Annotated in this window: 23 protein-coding genes; 9 read left to right on the forward strand and 14 right to left on the reverse strand. The window is 75.1% G+C overall.

Features of this window, described 5'->3' with window-relative positions; translation table 11 throughout:
* Positions 1–54 precede the first annotated feature (54 nt).
* From KOV94_RS01030 to KOV94_RS01040, 3 genes are all read left to right on the forward strand, one after another.
* Positions 55–993, forward strand: a complete 939-nt coding sequence (locus KOV94_RS01030) for a carbohydrate ABC transporter permease (RefSeq protein WP_124343572.1) — start codon at positions 55–57, stop codon at positions 991–993.
* 53 nt (positions 994–1,046) lie between these two features.
* Entirely contained in the window at positions 1,047–1,901 is an 855-nt protein-coding gene (locus tag KOV94_RS01035; RefSeq protein ID WP_225915961.1) for a carbohydrate ABC transporter permease, read from the forward strand.
* 65 nt (positions 1,902–1,966) lie between these two features.
* Positions 1,967–2,662 (forward strand): hypothetical protein, encoded by a 696-nt coding sequence (locus KOV94_RS01040; protein ID WP_218050983.1) that lies wholly within the window; start codon positions 1,967–1,969, stop codon positions 2,660–2,662.
* 123 nt (positions 2,663–2,785) lie between these two features.
* Here KOV94_RS01040 and KOV94_RS01045 read toward each other — a convergent pair whose 3' ends face one another.
* Both KOV94_RS01045 and arfA read right to left on the reverse strand, forming a co-directional pair.
* On the reverse strand, positions 2,786–3,856 hold the full coding sequence (locus KOV94_RS01045) for a hypothetical protein (RefSeq protein WP_218050984.1): 1,071 nt from the start codon (positions 3,854–3,856) through the stop codon (positions 2,786–2,788).
* Positions 3,857–4,098: 242 nt separating this feature from the next.
* A complete protein-coding gene (arfA, locus tag KOV94_RS01050) occupies positions 4,099–5,622 on the reverse strand; it encodes an arabinosylfuranosidase ArfA (RefSeq protein ID WP_124343565.1) in 1,524 nt (507 codons plus the stop codon).
* A 268-nt stretch (positions 5,623–5,890) separates the two neighbouring features.
* Here arfA and KOV94_RS01055 point away from each other — a divergent pair, with 268 nt between their 5' ends.
* From KOV94_RS01055 to KOV94_RS01070, 4 genes are read left to right on the forward strand one after another with little or no spacing between them, the layout of a single operon-like run.
* Complete coding sequence (locus tag KOV94_RS01055; protein WP_218050985.1) at positions 5,891–7,360, forward strand: Gfo/Idh/MocA family protein; 1,470 nt, start codon at positions 5,891–5,893, stop codon at positions 7,358–7,360.
* A gap of 44 nt (positions 7,361–7,404) precedes the next feature.
* The gene (locus KOV94_RS01060) at positions 7,405–8,466 is read left to right on the forward strand and encodes a DUF6807 domain-containing protein (protein ID WP_124343567.1); all 1,062 of its coding nucleotides are present in this window, start codon (positions 7,405–7,407) and stop codon (positions 8,464–8,466) included.
* The gene (locus KOV94_RS01065; protein ID WP_218050986.1) at positions 8,463–9,191 is read left to right on the forward strand and encodes a cupin domain-containing protein; all 729 of its coding nucleotides are present in this window, start codon (positions 8,463–8,465) and stop codon (positions 9,189–9,191) included. The genes KOV94_RS01060 and KOV94_RS01065 overlap by 4 nt, the downstream gene beginning before the upstream one ends.
* A gap of 43 nt (positions 9,192–9,234) precedes the next feature.
* The gene (locus tag KOV94_RS01070) at positions 9,235–9,849 is read left to right on the forward strand and encodes a GNAT family N-acetyltransferase (protein WP_218050987.1); all 615 of its coding nucleotides are present in this window, start codon (positions 9,235–9,237) and stop codon (positions 9,847–9,849) included.
* Here the strand turns inward: KOV94_RS01070 and KOV94_RS01075 are convergent.
* Positions 9,819–10,448 (reverse strand): DUF2238 domain-containing protein, encoded by a 630-nt coding sequence (locus KOV94_RS01075; protein ID WP_124343570.1) that lies wholly within the window; start codon positions 10,446–10,448, stop codon positions 9,819–9,821. The genes KOV94_RS01070 and KOV94_RS01075 overlap by 31 nt on opposite strands.
* A 201-nt stretch (positions 10,449–10,649) precedes the next feature.
* A complete protein-coding gene (locus KOV94_RS21085) occupies positions 10,650–12,452 on the reverse strand; it encodes a bifunctional NAD(P)/FAD-dependent oxidoreductase/class I SAM-dependent methyltransferase (protein ID WP_218050988.1) in 1,803 nt (600 codons plus the stop codon).
* A 186-nt stretch (positions 12,453–12,638) separates the two neighbouring features.
* Here KOV94_RS21085 and KOV94_RS01085 point away from each other — a divergent pair, with 186 nt between their 5' ends.
* Positions 12,639–13,223: a helix-turn-helix domain-containing protein gene (locus KOV94_RS01085; RefSeq protein ID WP_200829831.1), complete on the forward strand. Its 585-nt coding sequence runs from the start codon at positions 12,639–12,641 to the stop codon at positions 13,221–13,223.
* Positions 13,224–13,232: 9 nt separating this feature from the next.
* Here the strand turns inward: KOV94_RS01085 and KOV94_RS01090 are convergent, their stop codons facing one another.
* The gene (locus tag KOV94_RS01090) at positions 13,233–13,613 is read right to left on the reverse strand and encodes a GntR family transcriptional regulator (RefSeq protein ID WP_218050989.1); all 381 of its coding nucleotides are present in this window, start codon (positions 13,611–13,613) and stop codon (positions 13,233–13,235) included.
* Complete coding sequence (locus tag KOV94_RS01095; protein WP_218050990.1) at positions 13,610–14,470, reverse strand: hypothetical protein; 861 nt, start codon at positions 14,468–14,470, stop codon at positions 13,610–13,612. Before KOV94_RS01095 ends, KOV94_RS01090 begins: the two co-directional genes overlap by 4 nt.
* A gap of 60 nt (positions 14,471–14,530) precedes the next feature.
* Between KOV94_RS01095 and KOV94_RS01100 the strand changes: the two genes are divergently transcribed.
* Complete coding sequence (locus KOV94_RS01100; RefSeq protein ID WP_218050991.1) at positions 14,531–15,151, forward strand: hypothetical protein; 621 nt, start codon at positions 14,531–14,533, stop codon at positions 15,149–15,151.
* A 3-nt stretch (positions 15,152–15,154) separates the two neighbouring features.
* Here the strand turns inward: KOV94_RS01100 and KOV94_RS01105 are convergent, their stop codons facing one another.
* From KOV94_RS01105 to KOV94_RS01140, 8 genes are all read right to left on the reverse strand, one after another.
* Positions 15,155–16,855, reverse strand: coding sequence for a bifunctional 3'-5' exonuclease/DNA polymerase (locus KOV94_RS01105; protein ID WP_218050992.1), 1,701 nt, complete (start codon positions 16,853–16,855; stop codon positions 15,155–15,157).
* Positions 16,856–16,990: 135 nt separating this feature from the next.
* Positions 16,991–17,326, reverse strand: a complete 336-nt coding sequence (locus tag KOV94_RS01110; RefSeq protein ID WP_218050993.1) for a hypothetical protein — start codon at positions 17,324–17,326, stop codon at positions 16,991–16,993.
* Positions 17,327–17,493: 167 nt separating this feature from the next.
* The gene (locus KOV94_RS01115; RefSeq protein ID WP_218050994.1) at positions 17,494–18,156 is read right to left on the reverse strand and encodes an N-acetyltransferase; all 663 of its coding nucleotides are present in this window, start codon (positions 18,154–18,156) and stop codon (positions 17,494–17,496) included.
* A gap of 102 nt (positions 18,157–18,258) precedes the next feature.
* Entirely contained in the window at positions 18,259–18,672 is a 414-nt protein-coding gene (locus KOV94_RS01120) for a hypothetical protein (protein WP_124341433.1), read from the reverse strand.
* Positions 18,673–18,855: 183 nt separating this feature from the next.
* Positions 18,856–20,853 carry a beta-galactosidase gene (locus tag KOV94_RS01125; protein ID WP_218050995.1) on the reverse strand — a complete coding sequence of 666 codons (1,998 nt, stop codon included), beginning with the start codon at positions 20,851–20,853 and terminating at the stop codon, positions 18,856–18,858.
* A 68-nt stretch (positions 20,854–20,921) separates the two neighbouring features.
* A complete protein-coding gene (locus KOV94_RS01130; protein WP_218050996.1) occupies positions 20,922–22,070 on the reverse strand; it encodes a glycoside hydrolase family protein in 1,149 nt (382 codons plus the stop codon).
* Positions 22,067–23,209, reverse strand: a complete 1,143-nt coding sequence (locus tag KOV94_RS01135; RefSeq protein ID WP_124341430.1) for a Gfo/Idh/MocA family protein — start codon at positions 23,207–23,209, stop codon at positions 22,067–22,069. Before KOV94_RS01135 ends, KOV94_RS01130 begins: the two co-directional genes overlap by 4 nt.
* Before the next feature lie 73 nt (positions 23,210–23,282).
* Positions 23,283–24,326, reverse strand: coding sequence for a LacI family DNA-binding transcriptional regulator (locus KOV94_RS01140; RefSeq protein WP_218050997.1), 1,044 nt, complete (start codon positions 24,324–24,326; stop codon positions 23,283–23,285).
* Positions 24,327–24,389: the final 63 nt, after the last annotated feature.

Raw genomic sequence — 24,389 nt, forward strand, 5'->3', positions numbered from 1 at the left:
CCAGCGGAACCCGCTCACCGACGAACGGAACGACCCGTGACCCTCACCGCCGAGGTGACCACGCCTCCCGCCACCCCCGCGCCGCCGCCGGGGACCGCGCGCAAGCGCCGCCAGGCCGCCGAGACCCGTGCCGGGTACGCGTTCCTCGCGCCGTGGCTGCTGGGCTTCTTCCTCCTGACGGCCGGCCCGATGCTCGCGTCGCTGTACCTGGCGTTCACGAACTACAACCTCTTCGCGCCGCCCGAGTTCACCGGCCTCGAGAACTTCCGGCTCCTCTTCAAGGACCCGAGCTACCTCAAGGCGTGGCAGGTCACCGGGACGTACGTGCTCTTCGGGACGCCGATCAAGCTCATCGCCGCGCTCGCCGTCGCGATGCTGCTGAACAACCGGCGCCGCGGCAAGGGGTTCTACCGGTCGTCGTTCTACATGCCGTCCCTCGTCGGGGCGTCCGTGTCGATCGCCATCGTCTGGAAGGCGATGTTCATCGACAACGGCATCGTCGACCAGATCGGCCAGTTCTTCGGCGCCCCCGCCGGCGGCTGGGTCGGCGACCCGAACCGCACGATGCCGATGCTGATCCTGCTGACCGTCTGGCAGTTCGGCGCGCCGATGGTCATCTTCCTCGCGGGCCTCAAGCAGATCCCGAACGAGCTCTACGAGGCCGCGTCGGTCGACGGCGCCGGCCCGGTACGCAAGTTCCGCAACATCACGCTGCCCATGCTGTCGCCGGTCATCTTCTTCAACCTGCTGCTCGAGACGATCCACGCGTTCCAGATCTTCGCGTCGGCGTTCATCATCTCGAACGGCACCGGCGGCCCGGCGCGGTCGACGCTCTTCTACACGCTCTACCTCTACCAGCGCGGTTTCCAGGACTTCCGGATGGGCTACGCCGCGGCGATGGCCTGGGTCCTCGTCGTCGTCATCGGCCTCATCACCGTGCTCTTCTTCCGCAGCTCGAAGTTCTGGGTGCACTACTCCGGGGAGGGCAAGTGACCACCATCGCCGCGACCCCCAGCGGTCCCGTCACCACCGAGCACAGCGATCAGCTGCGCCGTCAGCACCGCACGCGCGAACGCGTCAAGGGCATCGGCTTCCACGCCCTCGTCCTCGCGATCGTCGTCGTGATCCTCTACCCGGCCGTGTGGATGCTGTCCTCGTCGTTCAAGCCGAGCAGCGACATCGTCGGCAACGTCAGCCTCATCCCCGACGCCGCGACGTTCGCGAACTTCGCCAAGGCGCTCGACGGCATCGGCGGCGTCTCGTTCTGGACCTTCTTCACCAACTCGCTGATCCTCGCGGTCGGCTCGGTCGTCGGGATCACGCTGTCCTGCTCGGTGTCCGCCTACGCGTTCGCGCGGATCGACTTCCCCGGCCGGAACGCGTTCTTCGCGCTGATGATCGGCACGCTCCTGCTGCCGTTCCACGTCGTGATCATCCCGCAGTACATCGTGTTCTCCCGGCTCAACCTGGTCGACACGTTCGTCCCGCTGCTCATCGGCAAGTTCCTCGCGGCCGAGGCTTTCTTCGTGTTCCTCATGGTGCAGTTCATGCGGAACCTGCCGCGCGAGCTCGACGAGGCCGCGCGCATCGACGGCGCCGGCCACGTCCGGATCTTCACGTCGATCATGCTGCCGCTCATGAAGCCCGCCCTCGTGACGAGCTCGATCTTCGCGTTCATCTGGTCGTGGAACGACTTCTTCGGCCCGCTGCTCTACCTCAAGGACCCCGACCTGGCGACCATGCCGCTCGCCCTGCGGCTCTACGTCGACCAGACGACGACGTCCGACTACGGCGCCCAGATGGCCATGGCCGTCCTCGCGCTCGTGCCCGTGCTGCTGTTCTTCCTCGTGTTCCAGCGGTACCTCGTCGAGGGCGTCGCGACGCAGGGTCTCAAGGGCTGATGACGCGTGCGCAGCGGGGCGGTCCGGCTTCGGCGGGGCCGCCCCGACGTGCGAGCCTGGTGGCCATGACCGACGCCAGCACCGGCCGACCCGACGACGCGCACGCCGACGGCCCGTCCGACGACGACGCGCGGCCGCTCGCCGGTGACACGTCGCCGGCCGACGACGACGGCACGCGCCCCGACGACCGGGCGCTGCTCGGCGGCGGACGCGTGGGCCTGTTCGGCGAGTCCCTCACCGTCGGCCTCGCCGTCTCCGTGCTGTCGCTGCCGGTCATCACCGCGCTGCCCGCGCTCGCCGCGGGGATCGCGCACGTCCGCCGGCACGTCGACGGCCGCCCCGACACCCTGCGCGACCTGTGGGACGACTTCCGGCTCGCGTGCCGCAGGGTGTGGCTCGTGTCCGTCGGGTCCGTCCTGCTGCTGCTCGTGCTCGCGTTCAACGTGAGCCTCGCCGGCACCGGCGTGCTCCCGGGCGGCACCGGCGTGCGCGTGATCTCGGTCCTCGTCGCCGTGCTGCTGCTCGTCGCGCTGCTGCGCGCGGCCGCCGGGTGGACGCCAGGGGCCGTCTGGCGCCTGGTCCTCCGCGACGCCGGGCGACGGACGGGCGACGACCTCACCGGCACGTTCCTGCTGGTCCTCGCGCTCGGGCTGTGCGGCGTCATCGTGTGGATGCTGCCGCCGCTCGTCGTCATCGTCCCGGGCCTCCTGGCGCTGGCCACCGTCGCCGTCGAGCACCGCGCCGTCGTCCGCCGCGGCTGACGTCGCGGAGCCGTCCCTCGCCGAGAGTGTGGATGTCGCCGCCTCGGCGCCCGGAGCGACGCGTGGCCCGGGCAGCCGCATCCATGCCACGCCACCACCTGCCACGGCGCGCGCGCCGCGCGCTCAGGGGCAGTCGCGCAGGATGCCGTCGATGACGCGGGCGCGGTCCGTGCCGCGGCCGATCGCCTCAGCACGGGCATCGAGCCGGCGCCTGAGGTCGGGCGTGAGCGACGTGCACCTCCCCGCGAGGCAGCGGCGCAGGGCCTGGAGCGACCAGTACTCGTTGAACGGCTTGCGGTCGGACAGCGCCTGCTCGGCCACGCGCGCCACCGCGGCCGTGTCGGGACGGGCGTAGAGGGCGCAGGCGGCGACCAACCGCAGTCCGAGGTCGGGCGAGCCGAGCAGCGGCGTCACGTCGACCGTCGAGGTGCTCGCGACGCGGACGATCTCGCGCGCGAGGTCCTCCATCGCGCGGGTGCGCTCCGGGCCCCGGGGCACCGTCCAGCGCACGGTCTTGTAGCGCTCCGCCAGGTCGTGGAGCTCGTCCGGGAGCCCTGGTCGCGCGGCCCGCCCGGTGCTCGTGCCCGCGGGTGGCGCGTCGTCCGACGGGAGGCCGAGCGGGACGTCGAACGCGACGTCGCCCGGCGGGTGGCCCGGACCGGGGCCGACCGGCGACGGGCGGCCCCCCGTCGAGCCGACGCCGCGCTGCTCGAGCGCGTCGAGCCGGCCTCGGACCTCGTCGAGCCCGTCGCGCGCCGCCGCGAGCCCTTCCATGACCTCGGTGCTGTTGTACGTGGCGTCGTCCGCCTGGTGCTTCGCCTGCTCGGCGGTGCCCTTGGTCTGGCGGACCGCGCGTCGCAGGTCGGAGACGACCTCGTTGTCGCCGATCCGGAGGCGCGGGAACCGCCCGTCGACCGCGGTCATCGTGAGGAACACGGCGACGAGCAGCAGCGCGGCCGCCCCGACGCCGTTGTCCGTCCGGAAGACGGCGACCGCGCCGACGACGCCCGCGACCGCGGCGAGCCCGCCGGCGCCCCACCGCGCGACGACGGGGATGTCGCCCGGCAGGTCCTCCTCGTCGGTCGCGGGAGCCAGCGGCTCGTCGTCCTCGCGGGCTGCTCGCTCGGGGAGCGCCGGCGACGCCGCCGTGCCGGTCTCGCGCGGGTCCGAAGGTCGGCGGACGGCTCCGGGCATCTGGCGCACCTCCCGCACCTCGCTGGTCCACCTGCTCGACGAGCCTTCGCACCGATGCTCCCGCTCACTCCCGCGACGCGCACGCCGCGGCGAACCCGGCCGTCGCGGTCGAGGCCGAGAGGGTGGGCAGGGAGTGTCGCGGGGGAGCGACAAGGCCCCGGGACGGCGACACGGATGTCGCGGTCTCGGGGCCTTGTGTCTTTCTCGGCGTGCGGGGTCGGCCGGGTCGCCGCCCGGCCTCGTCAGACGCGGGTCAGCGTGACGGGGAGCGCCAGCCAGGACTCGGGGGCGAGGGTCAGGACCGTGCGGCCGGGCTCGGCGGACGTGACCGGGGCGTCGACCTCGGACACGTGCTCGGCGATGACCTGGGCGGCGTGGTCGGGGCCCTCGACGGCGGCCTCGTGGTCGGCGGTGACCTGCACGCCGCGGTCGAGCGTGAGCGTGACGCCGGGGTGCGACAGCTCGACCTCGACGGGCTCGGCGGACCGGTTGACCAGGAACACGGCGCCCTCGGTGCCGTCGAGCGTCGCGGCCGCCGTGACGACGGGGACGTCGCCGTGCTGGGCGGTCGTGACGGTCGGGGCGGTGACGCGCAGGTCGAGCGCGGTGCCGCGGGCCAGGCGCGCGGTCGTCGCGAAGGGCGCGAACGTCGGCTGGCGCCACGCGGGGCCGTCGGGCTCGGTCATGATCGGCGCGATGACGTTGACGAGCTGCGCGAGGCACGCGACGGGCACGCGGTCGGCGTGGTTGAGGAGCGTGACGAGCAGGTCGCCGACGACGACGGCGTCGAGCGCGGAGTAGACGTCCTCGATGATGCGCGGCGCGTCCCGCTGCAGCGGGAGGTTCTTCTCGCCGACGAAGCGCGACTGCAGGTACCAGACGTTCCACTCGTCGAACGAGATGGTGATCTGCTTGTCGGAGCGGCGGCGGGCGCCGACGGCGTCGGCGGACGCGACGACGCGGCGGATGAACCGGTCCATCGCGGTGCCGGAGCCGAGGAACGACGCGCGGTCGCCGTCGAGCTCCTCGTAGTACGCGTGCATCGAGATGTGGTCGACGACGTCCCACGTGTGCTCGAGGACGGTCCGCTCCCACTCCCCGAACGTGTCCATCTGCATCGACGACGAGCCGCACGCGACGAGCTCGATGGTGGGGTCGACGAGCTTCATGGCCTTGCCGGCCTCGGCGGCGAGCTTGCCGTACTCGTCGGCGGTCTTGTGGCCGATCTGCCACGGGCCGTCCATCTCGTTGCCGAGGCACCACAGGCGCACGCCGTAGGGCTTCTCCCGGCCGTTCGCGATGCGCAGGTCGGCCCAGCGTGAGCCGGCCTCGCCGTTGCAGTACTCGACGAGCGCAGCGGCGGCGGCGACCCCGCGGGTGCCGAGGTTGACGGCCATCATCGGCTCGATGCCCTCGCGCTCGGCCCACTGGAGGAACTCGTCGGTGCCGATGGTGTTGGGCTCGATCGTGCGCCAGGCGAGGTCGATGAAGGGCTTGCGCTCCTCGACCGGGCCGACGCCGTCCTCCCAGTTGTAGTTGGAGACGAAGTTGCCACCGGGGTAGCGGGCCATGGTGACGCCGAGCTCGTGCGTGAGGTCGGCGACGTCGCGGCGGAAGCCGTGCTCGTCGGCGGTCGCGTGACCGGGCTCGTAGATGCCGGTGTACACGGCGCGGCCGAGGTGCTCGACGAACGAGCCGAAGACGCGGCGGTCGATCGGCCCGACGCGGAAGTCGGGGTGGAGCAGGACGGTGGCGCGCTGGGACATCGGGCTCTCCTGGGATGGCGCCCGACGGCGGCGTCGGGCGGTTCGTGCAACGTTGTAGAACTGAGCCTAACCCGCGCCTGGCGCAGGGCGGAAGTCCCGCCGCCGACCGGCACGGATCGATTCGACGATCCTCGCCGACGATCAGCACAGATCGATTCGACGATGGTCCCAGACCCTGGCGCCCGCCCGCGCGCCGACCTAGGCTAGGACTCACGGAACGCGCTTTCCCGACACCGGTGCGACGTCGCACCGAGAGCAGAGGATCTTCGTGGTCGACCAGAACCCCACCGCCCCCCGTCCCGCCTCCAGCGCCAGCACCGTCGCGTCGCAGGGCGTCGTCCCGGACTTCGCGCCCGCACCGCCCGGAGAGCAGCGCCGGTTCGCGGTGGCCGGTACGGGTCACCGGGCGGGCATGTACGTCGCAGCGATCACCGGCGAGCACGCCGACGTCGCGACCCTCGTCGCGTGGCTCGACCCGAACCCCGGCCGCATCGACTACTACGACGCCGAGGTCGGTCGCGCGACCGGCCACGACGGGCCCGCGGGCCTGCCGCGGTACACGCCCGAGGGCCTCGAGAAGATGATCGAGGAGCAGCGCGTCGACACCGTCGTCGTCACGGCCCCGGACCACACGCACGCCGACCTCGTCGCGCGCGCGCTCGCCGCCGGCGCCGACGTCGTCGTCGAGAAGCCCCTGACCACCGACCGCGCGGGCTGCCGCCGCATCACCGGCGCCGTCGCCGACACCGGGCGGGACGTCGTCATGACGTTCAACTACCGCTACGCCCCGCGGAACTCCTCCTTGCGGCAGGTGATCCAGTCCGGCCAGATCGGCGAGGTCACGAGCGTGCACTTCGAGTGGGCGCTCGACACCGTGCACGGCGCCGACTACTTCCGCCGCTGGCACCGTGACAAGAAGAACTCGGGCGGCCTGCTGGTGCACAAGTCGAGCCACCACTTCGACCTCGTCAACTGGTGGCTCGACGACGTCCCGTCGCGCGTCTACGCGTCCGGCGGCCTCAAGTTCTACGGGGACCGCAACGCCGCCGGCCGCGGCCTCGCCCCGCGCCCGACGCGCGGCACCGGCACGTCCGGCGACCCGTTCGCGCTCGACCTCAACGACGACCCGCGGCTCAAGGCGCTCTACCTGGACGCCGAGCACCACGACGGCTACCTGCGCGACCAGGACGTCTTCGGCCCTGGCATCACGATCGAGGACAACATGGCCCTCGTCGTCGACTACCGCTCGGGCGCGACGCTCACGTACTCGCTCAACGCGCACAGCCCCTGGGAGGGGTACCGGGTCACCGTCAACGGGACCGAGGGGCGTGCGGAGCTCGAGGTCGTCGAGCGCGGGGCGGTGCTCGTCGGCGACGACGGCAAGGTCGTGCTCGACCCGTCCGCCACGCCCGAGGGGATCGCCGCCGGCGGGCTGCGGCCCGAGGGGGAGCGGCTGCTCGTGCAGCGGCACTGGGAGGCGCCCGTCGCGTACGACATCCCCGCGGGCATCGGCGGGCACGGCGGCGGCGACGCGATCCTGCTCAAGGACGTCTTCCGGCGGCACCTGCGCGTCTCGCAGGACGCGCTCGGCCGGCCCGCCGGGTACCTCGACGGGCTGCGCGCGGTCGCCGTCGGCATCGCCGCCAACCAGTCGCTCGTCACCGGGCTGCCCGTGCGCGTCGACGACCTGGACCTGGGCGTCGACCTGGCACGCGCGCCGCGCGAGGCCATCGCGTGACCGGGCCGGCGAGCAGCCCAGGAGCGTCCGGTGCGAGCGGGGCGATGCGCAGCACGCGGCTGCCGCGTCTCGACGAGCGCCCCTCGGTCGGCGCGCGGCACGACGTCGGCCGCGCCGTCGACGTCACCGCGGCGGGCACCACGCTCGCGCGCTACGTCTACGTCCCCGACGACGCGCAGCTCGAGAGCCCGCGCCCGTACGTGCACCCGCTCCGCACGCGCGGCGGCGACCTGGTGTCCGCGTTCCGCCCGTGGGACCACGTCTGGCACAAGGGCGTCTCCTGGTCGCTGCCCGTCGTGGGCGAGCACAACTTCTGGGGCGGCCCGACGTACGTGCACGGGCAGGGCTACGTGCAGCTCGACAACGACGGGTCGATGGACCACCAGGACCTGCGCGTCCTCGCCGTGGGCGCCGACCGCGTCGACCTCGCGCACACCCTCGCGTGGCACACGCAGGCCGGTGAGCACGTCGTCGACGAGGCCCGCGCGCTCGGGTTCGTCGTGCCCGCCGACCGGCCCGACGCGTGGGTCCTCACGTTCGCCACGACGATGACGAACGTGTCCGCGCACGACCTCACGATCGGCTCACCGACCACCCGGGGGCGCGAGAACGCCGGGTACGGCGGGCTGTTCTGGCGCGGTCCGCGGTCGTTCACGGACGGCGTCCTCGTGGCGCCCGACGGGACCGGCGGTGAGGAGCTGCGCGGCACGCGCCAGCCGTGGCTCGGGCTCGTCGGGCGGCACGACGACGTGGGCCGCGCGTCGACCGTCGTCATGGTCGACGGCACCGGCGAGGCCGACGGCGCGGGACCGCAGTGGTTCGCGCGCGTCGAGCAGTTCGGCTGCCTCAACCCGGCGCCGTTCTTCTCGACCGAGGTGCCCTTCGGGCCCGGCGGCACCGTGACGTTCCGGTACGCGGTCGTCGTCGCCGACGGTGCGTCGGACATCGAGCGGGCGGGCGCGCTCGCCGCGCTGGGCACGTCGGTCCTCGACGGTCCGGACGCCGGGCCGGCGGGACGCGCGGCGACGACGAGCGGCCTCCCGGTCGCCACGGCGGGCGGTCCGACGAGCGGCCTCCCGGCCGCCACGGCGGTCGGGTCGTCGTGAGCCTCCTGCCCGGCGGCGTCTCCGTCAGCCACCTGCGCGTCTACGACTGGCCCGCCCCCGACGGCGTCGGGCGCGCGGGGTCCGGGTCGCCGCACCTGCACACCGCGTCCGCGGAGGCGTACGTCGTCCTCGGCGGCTCGGGCGCGGTGCACACGCTCGGGCCGGACGGGTTCGTCGAGCACCGCCTCGCCGCGGGCGACGTCGTGCGCTTCGACCCGGGCGTCGTGCACCGCGCGGTCAACGACGGCGACCTCGAGGTGCTCGTCGTCATGGGCAACGCGGGGCTGCCGGAGGCCGGGGACGCCGTCCTCACGTTCCCGCCGGACGTGCTCGCCGACCCGGCCGCCTACCGGGCCGCCGCGCTGCTGCCGGGTCCGGGGGCGTCCGACGACGAGCTCGCCGCCGCCGCGCGACGACGCCGCGACCTGGCCCTCGAGGGGTACGCCGTGCTGCTCGACGACGTCCGCCGCCTCGGGCCGGCGCAGGCGCTGCGACCGCTCCACGAGGCCGCCGCGCGCCTGGTCCGGCCGTACGTCCCGCACTGGCAGGACCGCTGGACGCGGACGGTGCTGCACGAGACCGACGGCACCGCCCGCGCGCTCGAGGGGCTGGTCCGTGGGGCTGCCGGGCACCTCGCGTCGGCGCGCGTGCGCGAGGCCCGTCCCGACCCGGCGCCCCGCCGGTACGGCATGTGCGGCCGCCTGCAGACGTGGCCGCTCGGCTAGCCGGGTCTTGCCGCGCGGAGGCCGCGCTCCTACCGTCGCGAGGGTGAGCGCCGCAGCGATCGACGTCGACGGGCACCGCGTCGTGCCGCTCGGGCCCGGCACGTGGGACCTGTTCGCCGACCTCGCGGAGAAGCACAACGGCGTGTGGGGCGGGTGCTGGTGCACCTACTTCCACCTGTACCCCGACCCGACGGAGGAACGCCGCGCGGTCGGGCACCGCGAGTTCAAGCGGCAGCTCGTCCTGGCCGGTCGCGCGCACGCGGCGCTCGTGCTCGACGGTGACGCGGCGGTCGCGTGGGCGCAGTACGGGCCCGTCGACGAGGTCGCGAACATCCACCACCGCAAGCAGTGGGAGCGGGAGGCCGTGCGCCGACCGGACTTCCGGATCACGTGCCTGTTCGTGGACCGCGACCACCGGCGCAGCGGCATGGCGTCGGTCGCGGTGCGCGGGGCGCTCGCGCTGATCGCCGACGCGGGGGGCGGGCTCGTCGAGTCGTACCCGCACGACCTGCCGCCCGGGAAGAAGACGTCGGCGTCGTTCCTCTACAACGCGACGCGCACGATGTACGAGCAGCTCGGTTTCACCTACGACCGGCCCAAGGGTCAGGGCAACTGCGTGATGACGACCTACGTCGAGCCGGCCGTACCCGTCGGTTGAGCGGGACGGGCCGGGGCACTGCCGCCGATCCGCACGAGCGCCGCGCCGGCGACGGTGGACCCCAGGGCGCCCATGACCATGTCGCCGATGGTGTCGCCGTACGCGACGTAGATCGTCGGGTCGAGGTACGTGTGGCCGAGGTACTCGCCGATCTCCCACGCGACGCTCAGGGTGGTCCCGAGAGCCGCGGTGACCAGCACGGACGCCGCGCCGCGACCCTCCGCACGTGCTGTCCGCGGGTCCACGACGGCGCCCGTGCGCACCGCGAGCAGCAGGTGCGCCACGGCCGCGACCAGCCCGGTGACGACGAGGTGCATCACGACGTCGAGCCACGCCACCGCCTCGTACAGCCCGAGCACGCCGGCCCACGCCGACGCGAGCAGCCCCACGCCGTACGCCGCGTCGAGCCACGGCGGCACTCCGCCGAGCGGGGGGAGCGCCACCCCGCCGACGACCAGCACGAGCAGCGCCGCGTCGACCGGGCCGAGCGTCACGAGCGCGACCACGACGCTCACGAGCGCGAGCACCCGGACGGTGCCGCCGGGGCCCCGCAGCAGGTCGCGCACCGGCGGCCGGGCCGTGTGGTCGTCGCGCGTCACGTCGCCTCCGCCCCGGGCCGCGGCCCGTCCGATGTCGGGGTGACGCTACGGCGCCGGGCGGGTCACCGCGCGGTGGGGCGCTGGTCCTCGGCGCGACGGTCGCGCCGCGCTGACGTCGCCGGGGACGGGTCGAGGCGGGTGGTGCCGTCGCCGTCGGGGTCCGGGCGGAGGGGGAGGTCGCCGTCCGCCCGGTGCGGCGCGTCAGGAGCGGCGGCGGGCGCGGAGGATCGCGTCGTGCAGGACGACGGGCCGGCCCTCGGGGTCGACGGCGTCGCGCGGCCGGGCCTCGGCGGTGACGACCTCCCACTGCGCGGGGTCGAGCAGGGCCGCGACCTCGTCGGCGTCGGCGAACAGCTCCGGGACGTGCGGTCGCCGCATCGTGGTGCCGAGGTCCGCCGCGTGGTGCCCGACGACGAGCAGCGTGCCGCCCGGCCGCACGAGCGACGCCATCCGCGCGACCGCCGCGGGCCGCTGCGCGGGCGGCAGGTGGAGGTAGTGCGACGTGACGAGGTCGTAGGGCGCGTCGTCCCAGCCGTCGTCGGACGTGATGTCGGCCTGCCGCCACGTGACGCGGTCGGTGACGCCGTGCTCCGCCGCGGTCGCCTCGCCGCGCGCGAGCCCGCCGGCGGCCCAGTCCGTCGCGGTGACGTGCCACCCGCGCTGCGCGAGCCAGACGGCGTCGCCGCCCTCGCCCGCGGCGATGTCCAGCGCGCGGCCCGGGGGCAGGTCGCCGACCTCGTCGACGAGCGTGCCGTTGGGGCGGCCGGACCACTGCCGGGCGCCGGCGTAGCGCTCCTCCCAGAACTCCGGCGCGAACATCCCGGCGAGATCGTCGGGCAGCTCGATGCCGTGCGTCGGGTCGACGTGCCGCCCGCCGTCGTCGCCGTGACCGTGCGCGGGCCCGTGCCGGTGCTCACGGCCGTGTCCGCCTGCGTGTCCGTCGCCGCTCGCACCGGCATCACCGTGCGGGGGACCGTCACCGTGCACATCGCTGGACGCGTCGTCCGTCACGGCCGTCCCGTCGACGCCGGCCTCCTCCCCGTGACGCTCGCGGTCGCCGGTGGCAGCGCGAGCGACGGCCGCCTCCGCGTCCTGCATCACCAGCCACGCGTTGACCTGCGCGCCCGCGGTCGCGCCGGCCGCCGCGGAGACGACGACGGTCGCGCGCAGGTCTGTTACGTTGCCCGCGACCCACACGCCGGGCAGCGTCGTCGCGCCGAAGGGGTCGGCGGGGACGGCGCGGCCGATCTCGTGCCCGTCGACGAGGAGCGGGACGGGGTGCAGTCCGAGGGGTGCGAGGTGCTCGGCGCGGGCGACCGTGCGCGTGCCGACGACGACGGCCCCCGCGGGCAGGGTCGCGCCGGACGCGAGCCGGACGGTGAGGTCGCCGGACGGGCCGTCGACGGCGGTCGCACGGTCGTCGACGAGCCGCACGCCGGTCGCCGCGAGCCGCGCGACGTCCTCGGGTGCGAGCGCGGGCGCGGTGTGCCGGACGAGCGTCACGTCGGCCGTCCACTGCCGCCAGAGCAGCGCGGCGTGCGCGGCCATGGGGTTGGTCCCGACGATCACGACGGCCCGGTCGCGCACCTCCCAGCCGTGGCAGTAGGGGCAGTGCAGGACGTCGGTGCCCCAGCGCTCGGCGACACCGGCGACGTCGGGGAGCTCGTCGCGGAGCCCGGTGGCGGACAGCACGGCGCGCGCGACGACGGAGCGGCCGTCGGCGAGCTCGACCGTGAACGTGCCGTCCTCCTGGTGCACGGCCCGCACCTCGCCGGGCTCGACGTGCACGCGGTACCGCGCGACCTCCGCGCGGCCTGCGGCCAGCAGCTCGAGCGGCGGGGTCCCGTCGCGCGTGAGCATCCCGTGCGCGTGCGCCGCCGGTGCGTTGCGCGGCTCGCCCGCGTCGACCACCAGCACCGACCGGCGTGCGCGCCCGAGCATGAGCGCGCCGCTCAGCCCCGCGACGCCGCCGCCCACGACCACCACGTCGTACCGCTCGTCCATGTCCGCTCCTCGTCCCTCAGGGCCGTCGCGGCCCGCGTCCGGCGCCGCCCCCGACGCGGGGCGGCCTGGCGACGACTCTGCGCCGTGCGACGATGGGATGGCAACATCCGTTGCTGTTCCGGCAACAACAGGGCGTCGCTCCGACGCGGGCCGGCCCGGGCCGCGGACCCGAGAGAGGTGAGGACCATCCCCGACGACATCGACGCCGCGCTCGACGCGGTCGGCGCCCGGCTGCGCGCGCTGCGCTCCGAGCGCGGCCTCACACTCGCCCAGGTCGCCGACGCGACCGGTGTCTCGGTCTCGACGCTCTCGCGCCTCGAGTCCGGTGGGCGGCGGCCGACGCTCGAGCTCCTGCTCCCGCTGGCCCGCGAGTACCAGGTGCCGCTCGACGAGCTCGTCGACGCCCCCGCGACCGGCGACCCGCGCGTCTACGCGCGCCCGTTCCAGCGGCACGACCGCACGTTCGTCCCGCTGACCCGCCGTCCGGGTGGGCTGCGCGCGTACAAGGTCGTCATCCCGCCGGGGTCGTCGCCCGTCGACCCCGAGCTCAAGGTCCACGAGGGCTGGGAGTGGCTCTACGTCCTGTCCGGCCGGCTGCGGCTGCTGCTCGGCGAGCACGACCTCACGCTCGGGCCGGGAGAGGTCGCCGAGTTCGACACCCGCACGCCGCACGCGATCCTCAACCGCGGCCCCGACCCGGTCGAGCTCCTGACCCTGTTCGGCCCGCAGGGCGAGCGCCTGCACGTCCGCGCGCAGCAGCGCCGCTCCTGAGCGCACCCGTCAGGCGCGTGCCTGGCCTGTCCGCGCGAGCGCCGCGTCGAGCGCCGCATGGACGTCGCGCGCGTCGATGCCGAGCTGGCGGGCGACGAGGGCCAGCCGGTCGGCGGCCTGCGGCAGCGCCGCGGGGTCGGCAGGTGCAGGCACGCGGTCGGCGACGACGGTCCCGTGGCGGCCGGCGGTCCGCACCCAGCCGTCGCGCGCGAGCTCGTCGTACACCCGCTGGACGGTGCCGCGGGCGATCCCGAGGTCGGCAGCGAGGTGGCGGATGGTCGGCAGGCGGCTGCCGGGTGCGAGCGCACCCGACGCGACGAGCCGCTCGACCTGCGCGCGCAGCTGCTCGAAGACGGGGACGGGCGAGTCGGGGTCGACCTGGACGATCATGCGGCGACGACGCTGCCCGAGAGGCGCGGTGCGCGCGGCGGTCGCGGGCGGGCGGCGCGCAGCTGGACGACGGCGACCACGAGGCCCGTGACGACCGCGACGACGCCCAGCCAGTCCGCGTCGTCGGGCAGCAGGGAGGTCGCGGACACGACCCAGGCGGCGGTGAGCACGGCAGCGGCGAGCTCCAGGTGGGCGACCGAGCCGGTCGCGAACGCGCGCAGGCGCTCGTCGAGCCGGGTGGCGCGCGCGGACAGCACGGGCCGTCGGCGGCCGACGACCCGCGCGCGCGTGGCCTCGGCGAGCGCGACGACCGCGAGACCGAGCAGCAGCGTGGCCGCGGTGCCGGTCGCCGCGGCCACGTCGTCGCGGACGAGCCCGGCGTGCAGCAGGTCGGCGGTGGTGAGGAGGGTCGCGCCGGCCGCCGTCGCGCGCGCCGCCCGGACGTGCCCGGCGCCCGCTCCGTCGGTGCGCGGCGCGAGCGAGGCGCGGACGGGTCCCCTCGGACGGGGGAGCCGGAAGGACTCGGCGGCGAGCGCCCCGACGACGACGCCCGTGAGGCCGAGGAACAGCGGGTCGGCCAGCGGGCTGCGTCCGCCGACCCCGACCACGAGCGTGCCGTACCAGCGGATCCCGACGACGACCGCGAGGCACACGCCGGTGAGCGCGCCGACGACGCGGTCCGTGCGGTGCCGCCGCAGGTAGCGGGACACGACCTCGGCCTCGTCGTGCGGCGGGACCGGGTCCCCGGTGAGCCACGCGAGGTCGGCGGCGGTTGGGGCCGTGCGCGCGGCCGTCACGAGCACGACGACGAGCCCGCCGACCAGGAGCAGCGCCACGAGTCCCGTGAGCGTCGCCATCGCGTCCTCCTGTGCGTCGACGAGCCACCGTCTGGCCCATTGGCATAGTACATTAGGCCAATGACCGCGGACGGCACCACGACAGACCCCGACGGACCGCTCGCCGTCGCCGGCGACCCCGACGTCGACGGGCTCGTCCCGCGGCCCCGCCGCAGCGCGGCGCTCGCGGTCGGCGCGCTCGTCGTCGCGGTGCTCGTCGGCGGGTGGGCGTCGGCCGGCGCGCGGCCCTCGGTCGTCGACCCCAGCGGTGCCGCCGGCGGCGCCGCGCGCGAGCTCGGCGGCGACCAGGTGCTCGTCGGTGTCGACCTCGTGCCGGGCGGCGTCGGACGCCTGACGGTCGAGTCGGTCGGCGACGTGCCCGGCGCCCGTGTGCTCGGCGCGTGGGTCGCACCGGCGACGGCGCAGCCCGGGGTCGGCTCGTCGACGGGCGGGATCTTCGTCGAGGACGGACCGGTCCCGGTCCCCGGCGAGCCGTTCGCGGACGCCGTCCCGCTGCCTGCGCGCGTGCCGGGCGACGCGGGCTCCTCGCTCGTCGTCCTCTGGGACGTCACGGACTGCGCGGTCGTGCAGCGCCTCGTCGAGGGTCCGCAGGTCCGGCTCCGCACCCTCGTCGGCCCCGTCACCGAGCACCTCCCGACCCTCGCGGCGCCGACGTACCTCGAGGACTGCGACGTCGCCTGAGCGTCACTTCGCGCGGTCGTAGCTCTCGACGACGGACACGGTCAGCGCGAAGTCGACGGGCGTCGCACCGAACAGCAGGCGTCCCGCCTCGACGGCCGCCGCCCGCACGGCCTCGGCGACCTCGTCGGCGACCGCGGCGGGGGAGTGCACCATGACCTCGTCGTGCAGGAAGAACACGAGGTGCGGCCGCCCGTCGACCTCGCGCAGCCGTCGCCGCAGCGACGCCATCCAGCACAGCGCCCACTCCGCCGCGGTGCCCTGCACGACGAAGTTGCGCGTGAACCGTCCCCAGTCCCGCGCCCGTCGGCGCACGGCCCGCACGTCCTCCGCGGCCGCGCCCTCGGCCGACGCCGCCGTGAGCTCCGCCTGCCAGGCCGCGTCCGGCGCGGGCGACGAGCGGCCGAGCCACGTCGTCACGACCTCGCCGCGCTCGCCCGCCCGCGCCGCCGCCTCGACGAGCGCGACCGCGTGCGGGTACGCCCGCGTGAGCTGCGGCATGAGGGCCGCGCTGGCCCCCGTCGTCGCGCCGTAGATCGCGCCGAGCATCGCGTACTTCGCGTCCGAGCGCGTCGCGACGATGCCCGCGTCGACGACGCCCTGGTACAGGTCCGCCTGCCGTCCCGCAGCTGCCATCGCGGTGTCGCCCGACATGGCCGCGAGCACGCGCGGCTCGAGCTGGGACGCGTCGGCGACGACCAGTCGCCAGCCGTCGTCCGCCCGCACCGCCGCCCGGATCGCCGCGGGGAGCTGGAGCGCGCCCCCGCCGTTCGTCGCCCACCGGCCCGACACGACGCCGCCGGGCACGTACTCGGGCCGGAACCGGCCGTCGTGGATCCACGTGTCCATCCACGCCCAGCCGTTCGCCGAGAGCAGGCGCGAGAGCGACTTGTACTCGAGGAGCGGCTCGCGCACGGGGTGGTCGAGCGCGCGGATCTCCCACTTCGACGTCGACTGCACGGCGAACCCGGCGAGCCGCAGGCCGCGCAGCAGGTCCGGCTGCGAGTCGGGGTTGAGCGTCGGCTGGACCAGGTGCTCGCGGATCTGCTCGACCAGCGCCTCCAGGCGCGCCGGCCGGCCGCCCCGCGGGCGCGGGCCCAGCAGGTCGGTGAGCAGCGCGTCGTGCACCGCGGTGTCCCACGGCATCCCGTCGTGCCGCATCTCCTGCGCGATGAGCGCACCCGTCGACTCCGCGGCGAGCAGCAGACGCAGGCGGCCCGGGTGCGTCGAGCCCGCGACCGCGGCGAGCTGCCGCTCGAGCTCGTCGACGACGTCGAGCGGGACGTCGTCGGCGTCGCCCGGTGCGGTGGCCGGATCGCCCGGGTCGTCGAGGAGCGTCAGCTCGTCGAGCAGGTCCGGCTCGGCCGGCGGCGGCTCCTCCGGCCGGCGCCCGTCCCACGGTCCCCGCGGGGCCCGGGCCAGGTCCGAGCCGCTCGCGTACGCGCTGCCGCGCAGGATCGCGTGGCACAGGCGCAGGTCGTGGCAGCGCTCGACGCGGACGCCCGCGCGCAGCAGGGGCGGGTAGCGGCGTGCGGTGTCGTCCCACACCCAGCGCGGGCGGTCCGTCTCGTACCGCGCGACGGCCGCCGGGAGGTCACGCGCGGCGACGCGCTCGGCGTCGAGGGCCGGCTCGCCGTCGTCCGACGCGTGCCGCAGGAGCACACCGCCCGCCCGGTCCGGGTCGTCGGTGAGCAGCACGTAGGGCACGTGCCATTGTCGTGCCGGCCACCGACACCGCCCCATGTGTCGTGCCGGCCCCCGACACCGCCCCATGTGTCGTGCCGGCCCCCGACACCGCCCCATGTGTCGTGCCGGCCACCGACACCGCCGCGGAGCGTCGCGTCAGTAGCCGCCGCCCCCGCCGTCGCCCCCGCCGCCGAAGCCGCCGCCGTCGAACCCGCCGCCGCCGAACCCCCCGCCGTCGAACCCGCTGGACCCGCCGCCGTCGTACCCGCCGTGGCCGTGTCCTCCGTGCCCACCGCCGTCGCCCCACCCGTGGAACCAGCCGCTGAACCACCCGCCGCCGTGCGCGGCGGGCGTCACGTCGGGCGTCGGGGGCACCACGGGGTCAGGGGTGCCGCCGGGCGCCGCACCGCCGTCGGCGATCGGCAGGATCACGGCCGTCGCGGCGGTCTCCGTGGACCGGTCCTTGCGTCGCCCTCCACCGAACAGAGCCATCGCGCACCCCTCGCCGAACGGGCCCGGCGGACCGGGCGGACGGTCCCCGCGTCCCGGGTGCATGCACCCGGTGCGGGGTGTGAGGAGGCCAGCATCCCACGCTGTCTTTCCCGGAGGGAAGGCTTCTCTTGACCTGAATTTGACCGGCGGTCAGGCAGCCTGGCGGGTCAGGCGGCCTTGCGCGGGTCGCGGGCCATCGGGATGATCCACGGCCCCTCGGGCGTCAGCGCGACGCGCGCGCTCGTCTCCGCGTACCCGAGCGCGGAGTAGTAGGTGACGTTGAGCGGCTTGGTGGTCTCGAGGTAGCCGGGCGCCTCGCCCGCGTCGATGTCCGCGAACACGCGCGCCATGAGCAGCTTGCCGCGGCCCGCTCGCTGCAGGTCGGGCCGGACGCCGAGCGCCTCGACGTACCACGCGTCCGCCGGGACACCCTCCGCCGTCAGGTCGCCGAACTTGATCAGACCGAACGAGTGCTCGCGGGTGCGCAGCGCGATCGCGGCGATGCGGAACGCCTGCCGCCACCATCGGGCCGCCGTCATGGGGTAGCGGCCGGGCGCGTACAGCGCGACCGCGCCGGTGACGACGCCGTCGAGCTTCGTCACGTAGGTGAGGCCGTAGCGCAGGGCGTCCGAGAGTGTCATCCGGTAGAGCGCGCGCAGCTCGGACTCGCGCCGCGAGTCCACGGGGAACAGGTGCCGGAATCCGGGGTCGTCGGCGAGCGCCGCGGCCAGGACGGCGGCGGCGGCGGGGAGGTCGGCGCGCGTGAGCGGCTCGACGACGTCAGGGGGAGCCGGCCGTGAGGCAGGCGGCTCGGACGGGGTCGCTGCCATGTGGCGCATCCTCACCGGGACAAGCGTCCAGTTGCAACCGGATCGTCCGGGTCGTGCGTCACACCACCGGGTGAAAAGTCAGACGTGACGCCGCGGCGCAGGTCAGCCGCCCGCGGTCGCCACCGTGACGGCGATCACCGCGCCGGGTGCTGCCTCGACCTCGACCACGTGCTCGACGCCGAGGTCGACCACCTCGCCCACCGTGACGTCACCGCCCGCGACGGTCCGTGGGTCGCCGCCGCACGGCACACCGCCCTCCCACGTGCCGTCGAGGTACACGCGGGCGACGTCGCGCCCCGTGCACGACACGGTCACCGTCACACCGGTCGCGGGCCGGTCCTGCGGGCTCACCACGACCCGGACGCGGCCGGTCCCCGCACCCCGGGCGAGCGTCGCGTCGGTCACGCCCTGCTCGGCCAGCAGCGCCCCGGGATCGGGTGTGCGGATCATGGGCAGGACCACCAGGACGACGACGGCCGCGACCGCGACCACCACGCCCGCGACGACGCCGATCACGACCCCGCGACTCCGACCGCGTGGGCGCGCCGACCTGTCGCGTGCCGCAGTCCCCGCACCGCTGCCGACCATGCGCGTCCCCTCAGCCGCCACGGGCCCCCGTCGGCCCGTGGCGGTGATGGTAGGGGCGCGAGGCCGTCCGTGGGCCGGAAATCCGCGGGAGAGCGGTCGCCCGGCGCCCGACTACACCTGTTCGCGCAGCACCGCGTACCCGCCCGCGTGCACCTGGCCGCCGGACGTGCGGCCTGTGAGGACCTCGCCCGGCGGCAGGTCCACCGGCGCGTCGGTGTGGTTGAGCACGAACAGCCACGAGCGGCCGTCGTCGGCCTGCCGGCGCGCGACCTCGACGCCCGCGGGCACCCCGGAGAGCACCGGCTCGACGCCCGCCTCGACCAGCAGCGCCTCGGTCAGCGCCCCCAGCGCCGCATCGTCCAGACGTGTCGCCAGGTACCAGGCGGACCCCTCGCCGACGGCCCGGCGCGTCACCGCGGGACCACCAGCCAGGTCGCCGTCGACGAACGTGCGCACGACCTCGGTCCCGTCCGCCGGGTGGATGCGCTCCGACCACACGTCGGCGACGGAACCGTCGTCGAGCGTCAGCGTCTCGCCCTCCTGCAGCGCCCAGAACTCCTCGGTCCGGACGCCGAGCAGGTCGCGGAACGCGCCCGGGTAGCCGCCGAGGCGCACGTGGTCGTGCTCGTCGACGATCCCCGAGAAGTACGTGACCAGCACGGTCGCGCCCGCGGCGGCCGCGGCGGCGATGTTCGCGGCGTCCGCGTCGGACGTCACGTAGAGCGTCGGGACGACGACGAGCCGGTAGCGCGACAGGTCCGCCGACGGGGCGACGACGTCGACCGAGACGTGCCGCTCCCACAGCGCCCGGTAGTGGGCGAGCACGCGGTCGGGGTAGGTGACGTCGGTCGACGGGTGCGAGTCGAGCTCGACGCCCCACCATGACGGGTAGTCCCAGACGATCGCGACGTCGGACCGCACGCGCGACCCCTTGACCTCGCCGATCGCCTTCAGCGCCGCGCCGAGCTCGACGGTCGAGCGCCACACGTCGGTGTCCGTCCCCGCGTGCGGCAGCATCGCCGAGTGGTACTTCTCGGCACCCGCCGCCGACTGCCGCCACTGGAAGTACATGACCGCGTCGGCGCCGTGCGCGACGTGCGCGAGCGAGTGCCGCAGCATCTCGCCCGGCCGCTTGGTGCGGTTGCGGGGCTGCCAGTTCACGGCCGACGTCGAGTGCTCCATGAGCACCCACGGGTCGCCGCCCGCGACGCCGCGCGTGAGGTCGGCGCTCAGCGCGAGCTCGACGTGCGCGAGCGGGTCGTGCGCACGCGTGTAGTGGTCGTTGGCGATGAGGTCGAGGTCGCCGGCCCACGAGAAGTAGTCCATCCACTTCGTGCCCGTCGAGAGCATGAGGTTCGTCGTCGTCGGCACGTGGGGCGTGACCTCGCGCAGCACGTCGCGCAGCGCGCGGTAGTGCACGAGCAGCTCGTCGGAGGAGTACCGCGCGAAGTCGAGCTGCTGCGTCGGGTTCGGGTAGGTCGGCGCGGAGCGCGGGGGCAGCACCTCGTCGAAGGAGTCGTACCGCTGCGACCAGAACGCCGTGCCCCACGCCGCGTTGAGCGCCTCGACCGTCCCGTACCGCGACTCGAGCCAGCGGCGGAACGCGGCGGCCGCGTCGTCGGAGAAGTCGTGCGGCACGTGGCAGCCGAGCTCGTTGTCGACGTGCCACAGCGCGAGCGCAGGGTGCGCGCGGTACCGCTCGGCCATCCGGCGCGTCATCGCGACCGCGTACTCGCGCCACAGCGGTGCGGCCACCCGGTACGCCTGCCGGCCGCCCGGGTGCAGCACCGTGCCGTCGGCCAGCTCGGGCAACAGCTCGGGGTGCTTGCGGGTCAGCCACGGGGGCGGGCTCGCGGTTGCCGTCGCCAGCGCGACCTTGATCCCCGCGGCCGCGAGGCGGTCGAGGATGTCGTCGAGCCAGCCGAAGTCGTACTCGCCCGGACGCGGCTCGAGCTGCGCCCACGAGAAGATGCCGACGCTCACGAGCGTCACGCCCGCCTGCTGCATGAGATCGACGTCCTCGACGCGGGTCGCGAGCGGCCACTGCTCCGGGTTGTAGTCGCCGCCGTAGGCGATGCCGTCGACGCCGAGCGGCCAGGGGTTCGTCATGGGGTGTACCTCGCGAGGGTGGTGCGGTCGGGGTGCAGGGTCGAGCGTGGAGCGTGGACGAGAGCGGGTCAGAGGAGCGGGACGCGGCGCAGGTCCAGGTCGACGGGCTCGTCGCGGTCGCACACCAGGTGCCCGTCGACGACGCGCGCCACGGCGACCTGGACGACAGCCCGCCGGGTCGCGGGGGTCTCGCCGTCCGCGGCGCCGCCGACCGGGTCGCCGTCGGAGCGCGTCGCGTCGTGCGCCGCCTCCAGCGTGCGTCCCTCGTCGGAGAACGGCGACACGAGGTGCGTGAAGTAGAAGACCCACGCGACGGGCTCGCCGGCCGCGTCGGACCCGACGACGACGTCGGCGTGGTGCCCGACCGACCCGTCGGCCGGGCGGCGGCCCGGGCGGTCGAGCACGTGCCCGTCGTAGGTCCACGTCTCCAGGTCCGACGAGCGGTGGACGGCCTGCCCGCGCCACTCGTCGACGAGCATCCAGTGCCACCCGCCGAGCGCGAAGACGTTCGGCCCCTCGTGCGGGCGGCCCGTGATCACCGCGCGCGACGGGCCCCACGACTCGAGGTCGGGGGAGTCGGCGCACCACGTCGTCGAGTCCGCGGCCTCGTCCTTGAACCACATCCGGTACCCGCCGCCGGGGAGCGGGGCGACGCACGCGTCGATGACGCGGTCCGACGACAGCGGCACGACGCCGCGGTGCTCCCACGTGACGAGGTCGTCCGAGACGTGGTGCAGCACGTGCCGGTCGTGGCCCTCCCAGCGGTCGGGGACGCCGCGGATGTACGACACGAACATGTGGAACCGACCCTCGGCGTGCACGACCTCGGGCGCCCAGAGCGTGTTGCGGCCGTCGTGCGGGTCGAGGCCGGCGACGACGCCGCGGTGCGTCCACGTGAGCCCGCCGTCGTCGGACGTCGCGACGGCGATGTCGGTGCCGTGCACCCAGGTGACGCCCGGACCGGGGTCGTCGGGTCGCCGTTGCGTCGCGAACAGCCACCACGTGCCGTCGGGGCCGCGGACCAGCGTCGGGTCGGTCGGCGCGCCGAGCGGGTCCGTGAACAGCGGCGCGGGCGCGACACGCGGCTTCGTGGTGCGGCTCGCTGACGCGTGCCCCTCCGTCGTCGCGCGCACGTCGGTCGAGCCGGGGCCGTCCGTCGGCCCGCGGCCGGTGGCTGGCGCGACGGAGGCGACCGCGTCGGTGACGCCTCCGCTCACGCGTCCGTCCCCGCCACGACCGGCCGCAGGTCCTCGATCCCGTGCAGGAAGCCGCCGCGCAGCTCGCTCCCGGGGGCGAGGTCGGCCTTCGTGACGGGCCGCCCCAGCGCGGCGGACGCGTAGATCGCGGTGACGAGCTCGAGCGACCGGGCGGGGTCGGAGGCGACGGGCGGCAGCGGCGCGCCGGTGCGGAACGCGTCGTAGACGGCGCGCAGCAGCGGGGTGTGGCCGCTGGGCTCGTCGTCGACGGGCAGGGTCCAGGAGTCCGGCGCGGGCTCGGCGGGGCCGCCGGTCACGGCCGGGGCGGGCGTGAGCCGCCATGCGCGGGCGTCGTGCCCGTACAGGTGCTCGACCTCGACGGTGCCGAGCGTCGTGTCGACGCGCACGTAGCTCGTCTGGCGGGGCGCGAGCGCCGTCGTCAGGACCGACACGACCGCGCCGTTCGCGAACCGCACGACGGCCGTCGACGTGTCCTCGGTCTCGAGGTCCCGGTCCAGCCGGAACGCGCGCGCGTCGACCTCCGCCCAGTCGCCGAGCAGGAACGCGAGCAGGTCGAGCTGGTGGATGCCGAGCCCGAGCAGGGGACCGCCGCCCTCGGTCGCCCACCTCCCGCGCCAGGGCACGGCGTAGTAGTCCTCCTGCCGGCGGTACCAGAGCGTGTGGCAGACGCCGACGAGCGGCCGGCCGAGCGCTCCGTCGGCGAGCAGCCGCTGCACGTGCCCGACGGCGGTGCCGGTGCGCTGCTGGAACACGACCGCGTACTCGCGCCCGGCCGCGCGCGCGACGTCGAGGACGGCGTCGAGGTCGGCGAGCGACAGGACGGGCGGCTTCTCGCAGACGACGTGCGCACCGGCGCGCAGCGCGGTGATCGCCTGGTCGCGGTGCAGGCCGGGCGGGGTGCACAGGTGGACGACGTCGACGGCCTCGGCGGCGAGCAGCTCGTCGAGCGAGCCGTACCGGCCCGCGATCCCGTAGCGGTCCGCGAAGACGTCCCGGACCTCGGGGTTCGGGTCCGCGACGGCGACGACGGCCGCGCCCGGGTCGGCGTCGAGGACCTGCTGGTGGGCGTGCGCGATGGCGCCGGTGCCGACGATCGCGACGCGCAGGACGGCGTCGGGCGCGGAGGTCGAGTCGGTCACGTGCGCTCCTTTGCGACGGATTGAATCGTCTCACTGTACGGGGAAGCGCTTGCCTCCTGTCCAGGGGAGGCGGTCAGGCGTTCGGGTCGGACGAGCCCCGCACGACCAGCTCCGGCTGGAACTGCACGCGCTGGTGCTGGAACCGCTCGCCCTCGGTGCGCTGGCGCAGCAGCAGGTCGGCAGCGGTCCAGCCGAGCTGGTGCGTCGGCTGCCGGACCGACGTCAGCGGCACGGTGAGCATCGACGCGAACGTCACGTCGTCGTACCCGACGACGGCCATCTCCGCCGGCACGGCGACGTCGCGCGCCCGCAGGCCGCGCAGCACGCCGAGCGCCGCGAGGTCGTTGACGCAGAAGACCGCGGTCGGCCGGTCGGACTGGTCGAGCACCCGCGCGATGCCCTCCTCGCCGCCGTCCGCGTTGAGCGACCCGATGGTGACCTCGACCAGCGCCCGCTCGGGGTCCAGTCCGGCCGCGAGCAGCGCCTGCAGCACGCCCGCGCGGCGATCGGCGCACTGGCGGATGCTCAGCGGGCCGTTGACGAACGCGATGCGCCGGTGCCCGAGCGCGACGAGGTGCTCGATCGCGAGGGCCGCGCCGCGGACGTCGTCGACCGCGACCGACGAGATGTCGTCGAACGGCGACGTCGCGTCGAGCAGGACGACGTCGACGCCGCGGTCGCGCGCCGCGAGCAGCGCGTCGATCGACCCGGCCGACGGCGTCACCATGACGCCCTGCACGCCGTGCTCCTCGAACAGCCGCAGGTAGCGCGACTCGCGCTCGGGGTCCTCGTCCGACGACGACAGCATGAGCGTGTAGTCCTCGGCCGCGAGCCGGTCCTCGACGCCGCGCGCGACCTCGGTGAAGAACGGGTTGGCGATGTCGAGGACGATCGCTCCGACGGTCTGGATCGTCCCGGCACGCAGCTGACGCGCGGACGCGTTGCGGACGAACTGCAGCTCGTCGATCGCGGCCTGCACGCGGTCGCGCGTGGCCGGGGTGACCTGGTCGGGACGGTTGAGGACGTTCGACACGGTGCCGACGCTCACGCCCGCGCGCTTGGCGACGTCGGTGATCGACGGGCGGCGTTCCGCTCGCCCCCGGGTCGTGGTGGCCATCCGTGGTCCTCCGCTCTGCGTCCTCGCGCCCCGATGGTATCGGCGGCCACGGGCCGACCGTCG

Source organism: Cellulomonas algicola, from assembly GCF_019024305.1.
GTDB lineage: Bacteria > Actinomycetota > Actinomycetes > Actinomycetales > Cellulomonadaceae > Cellulomonas > Cellulomonas algicola.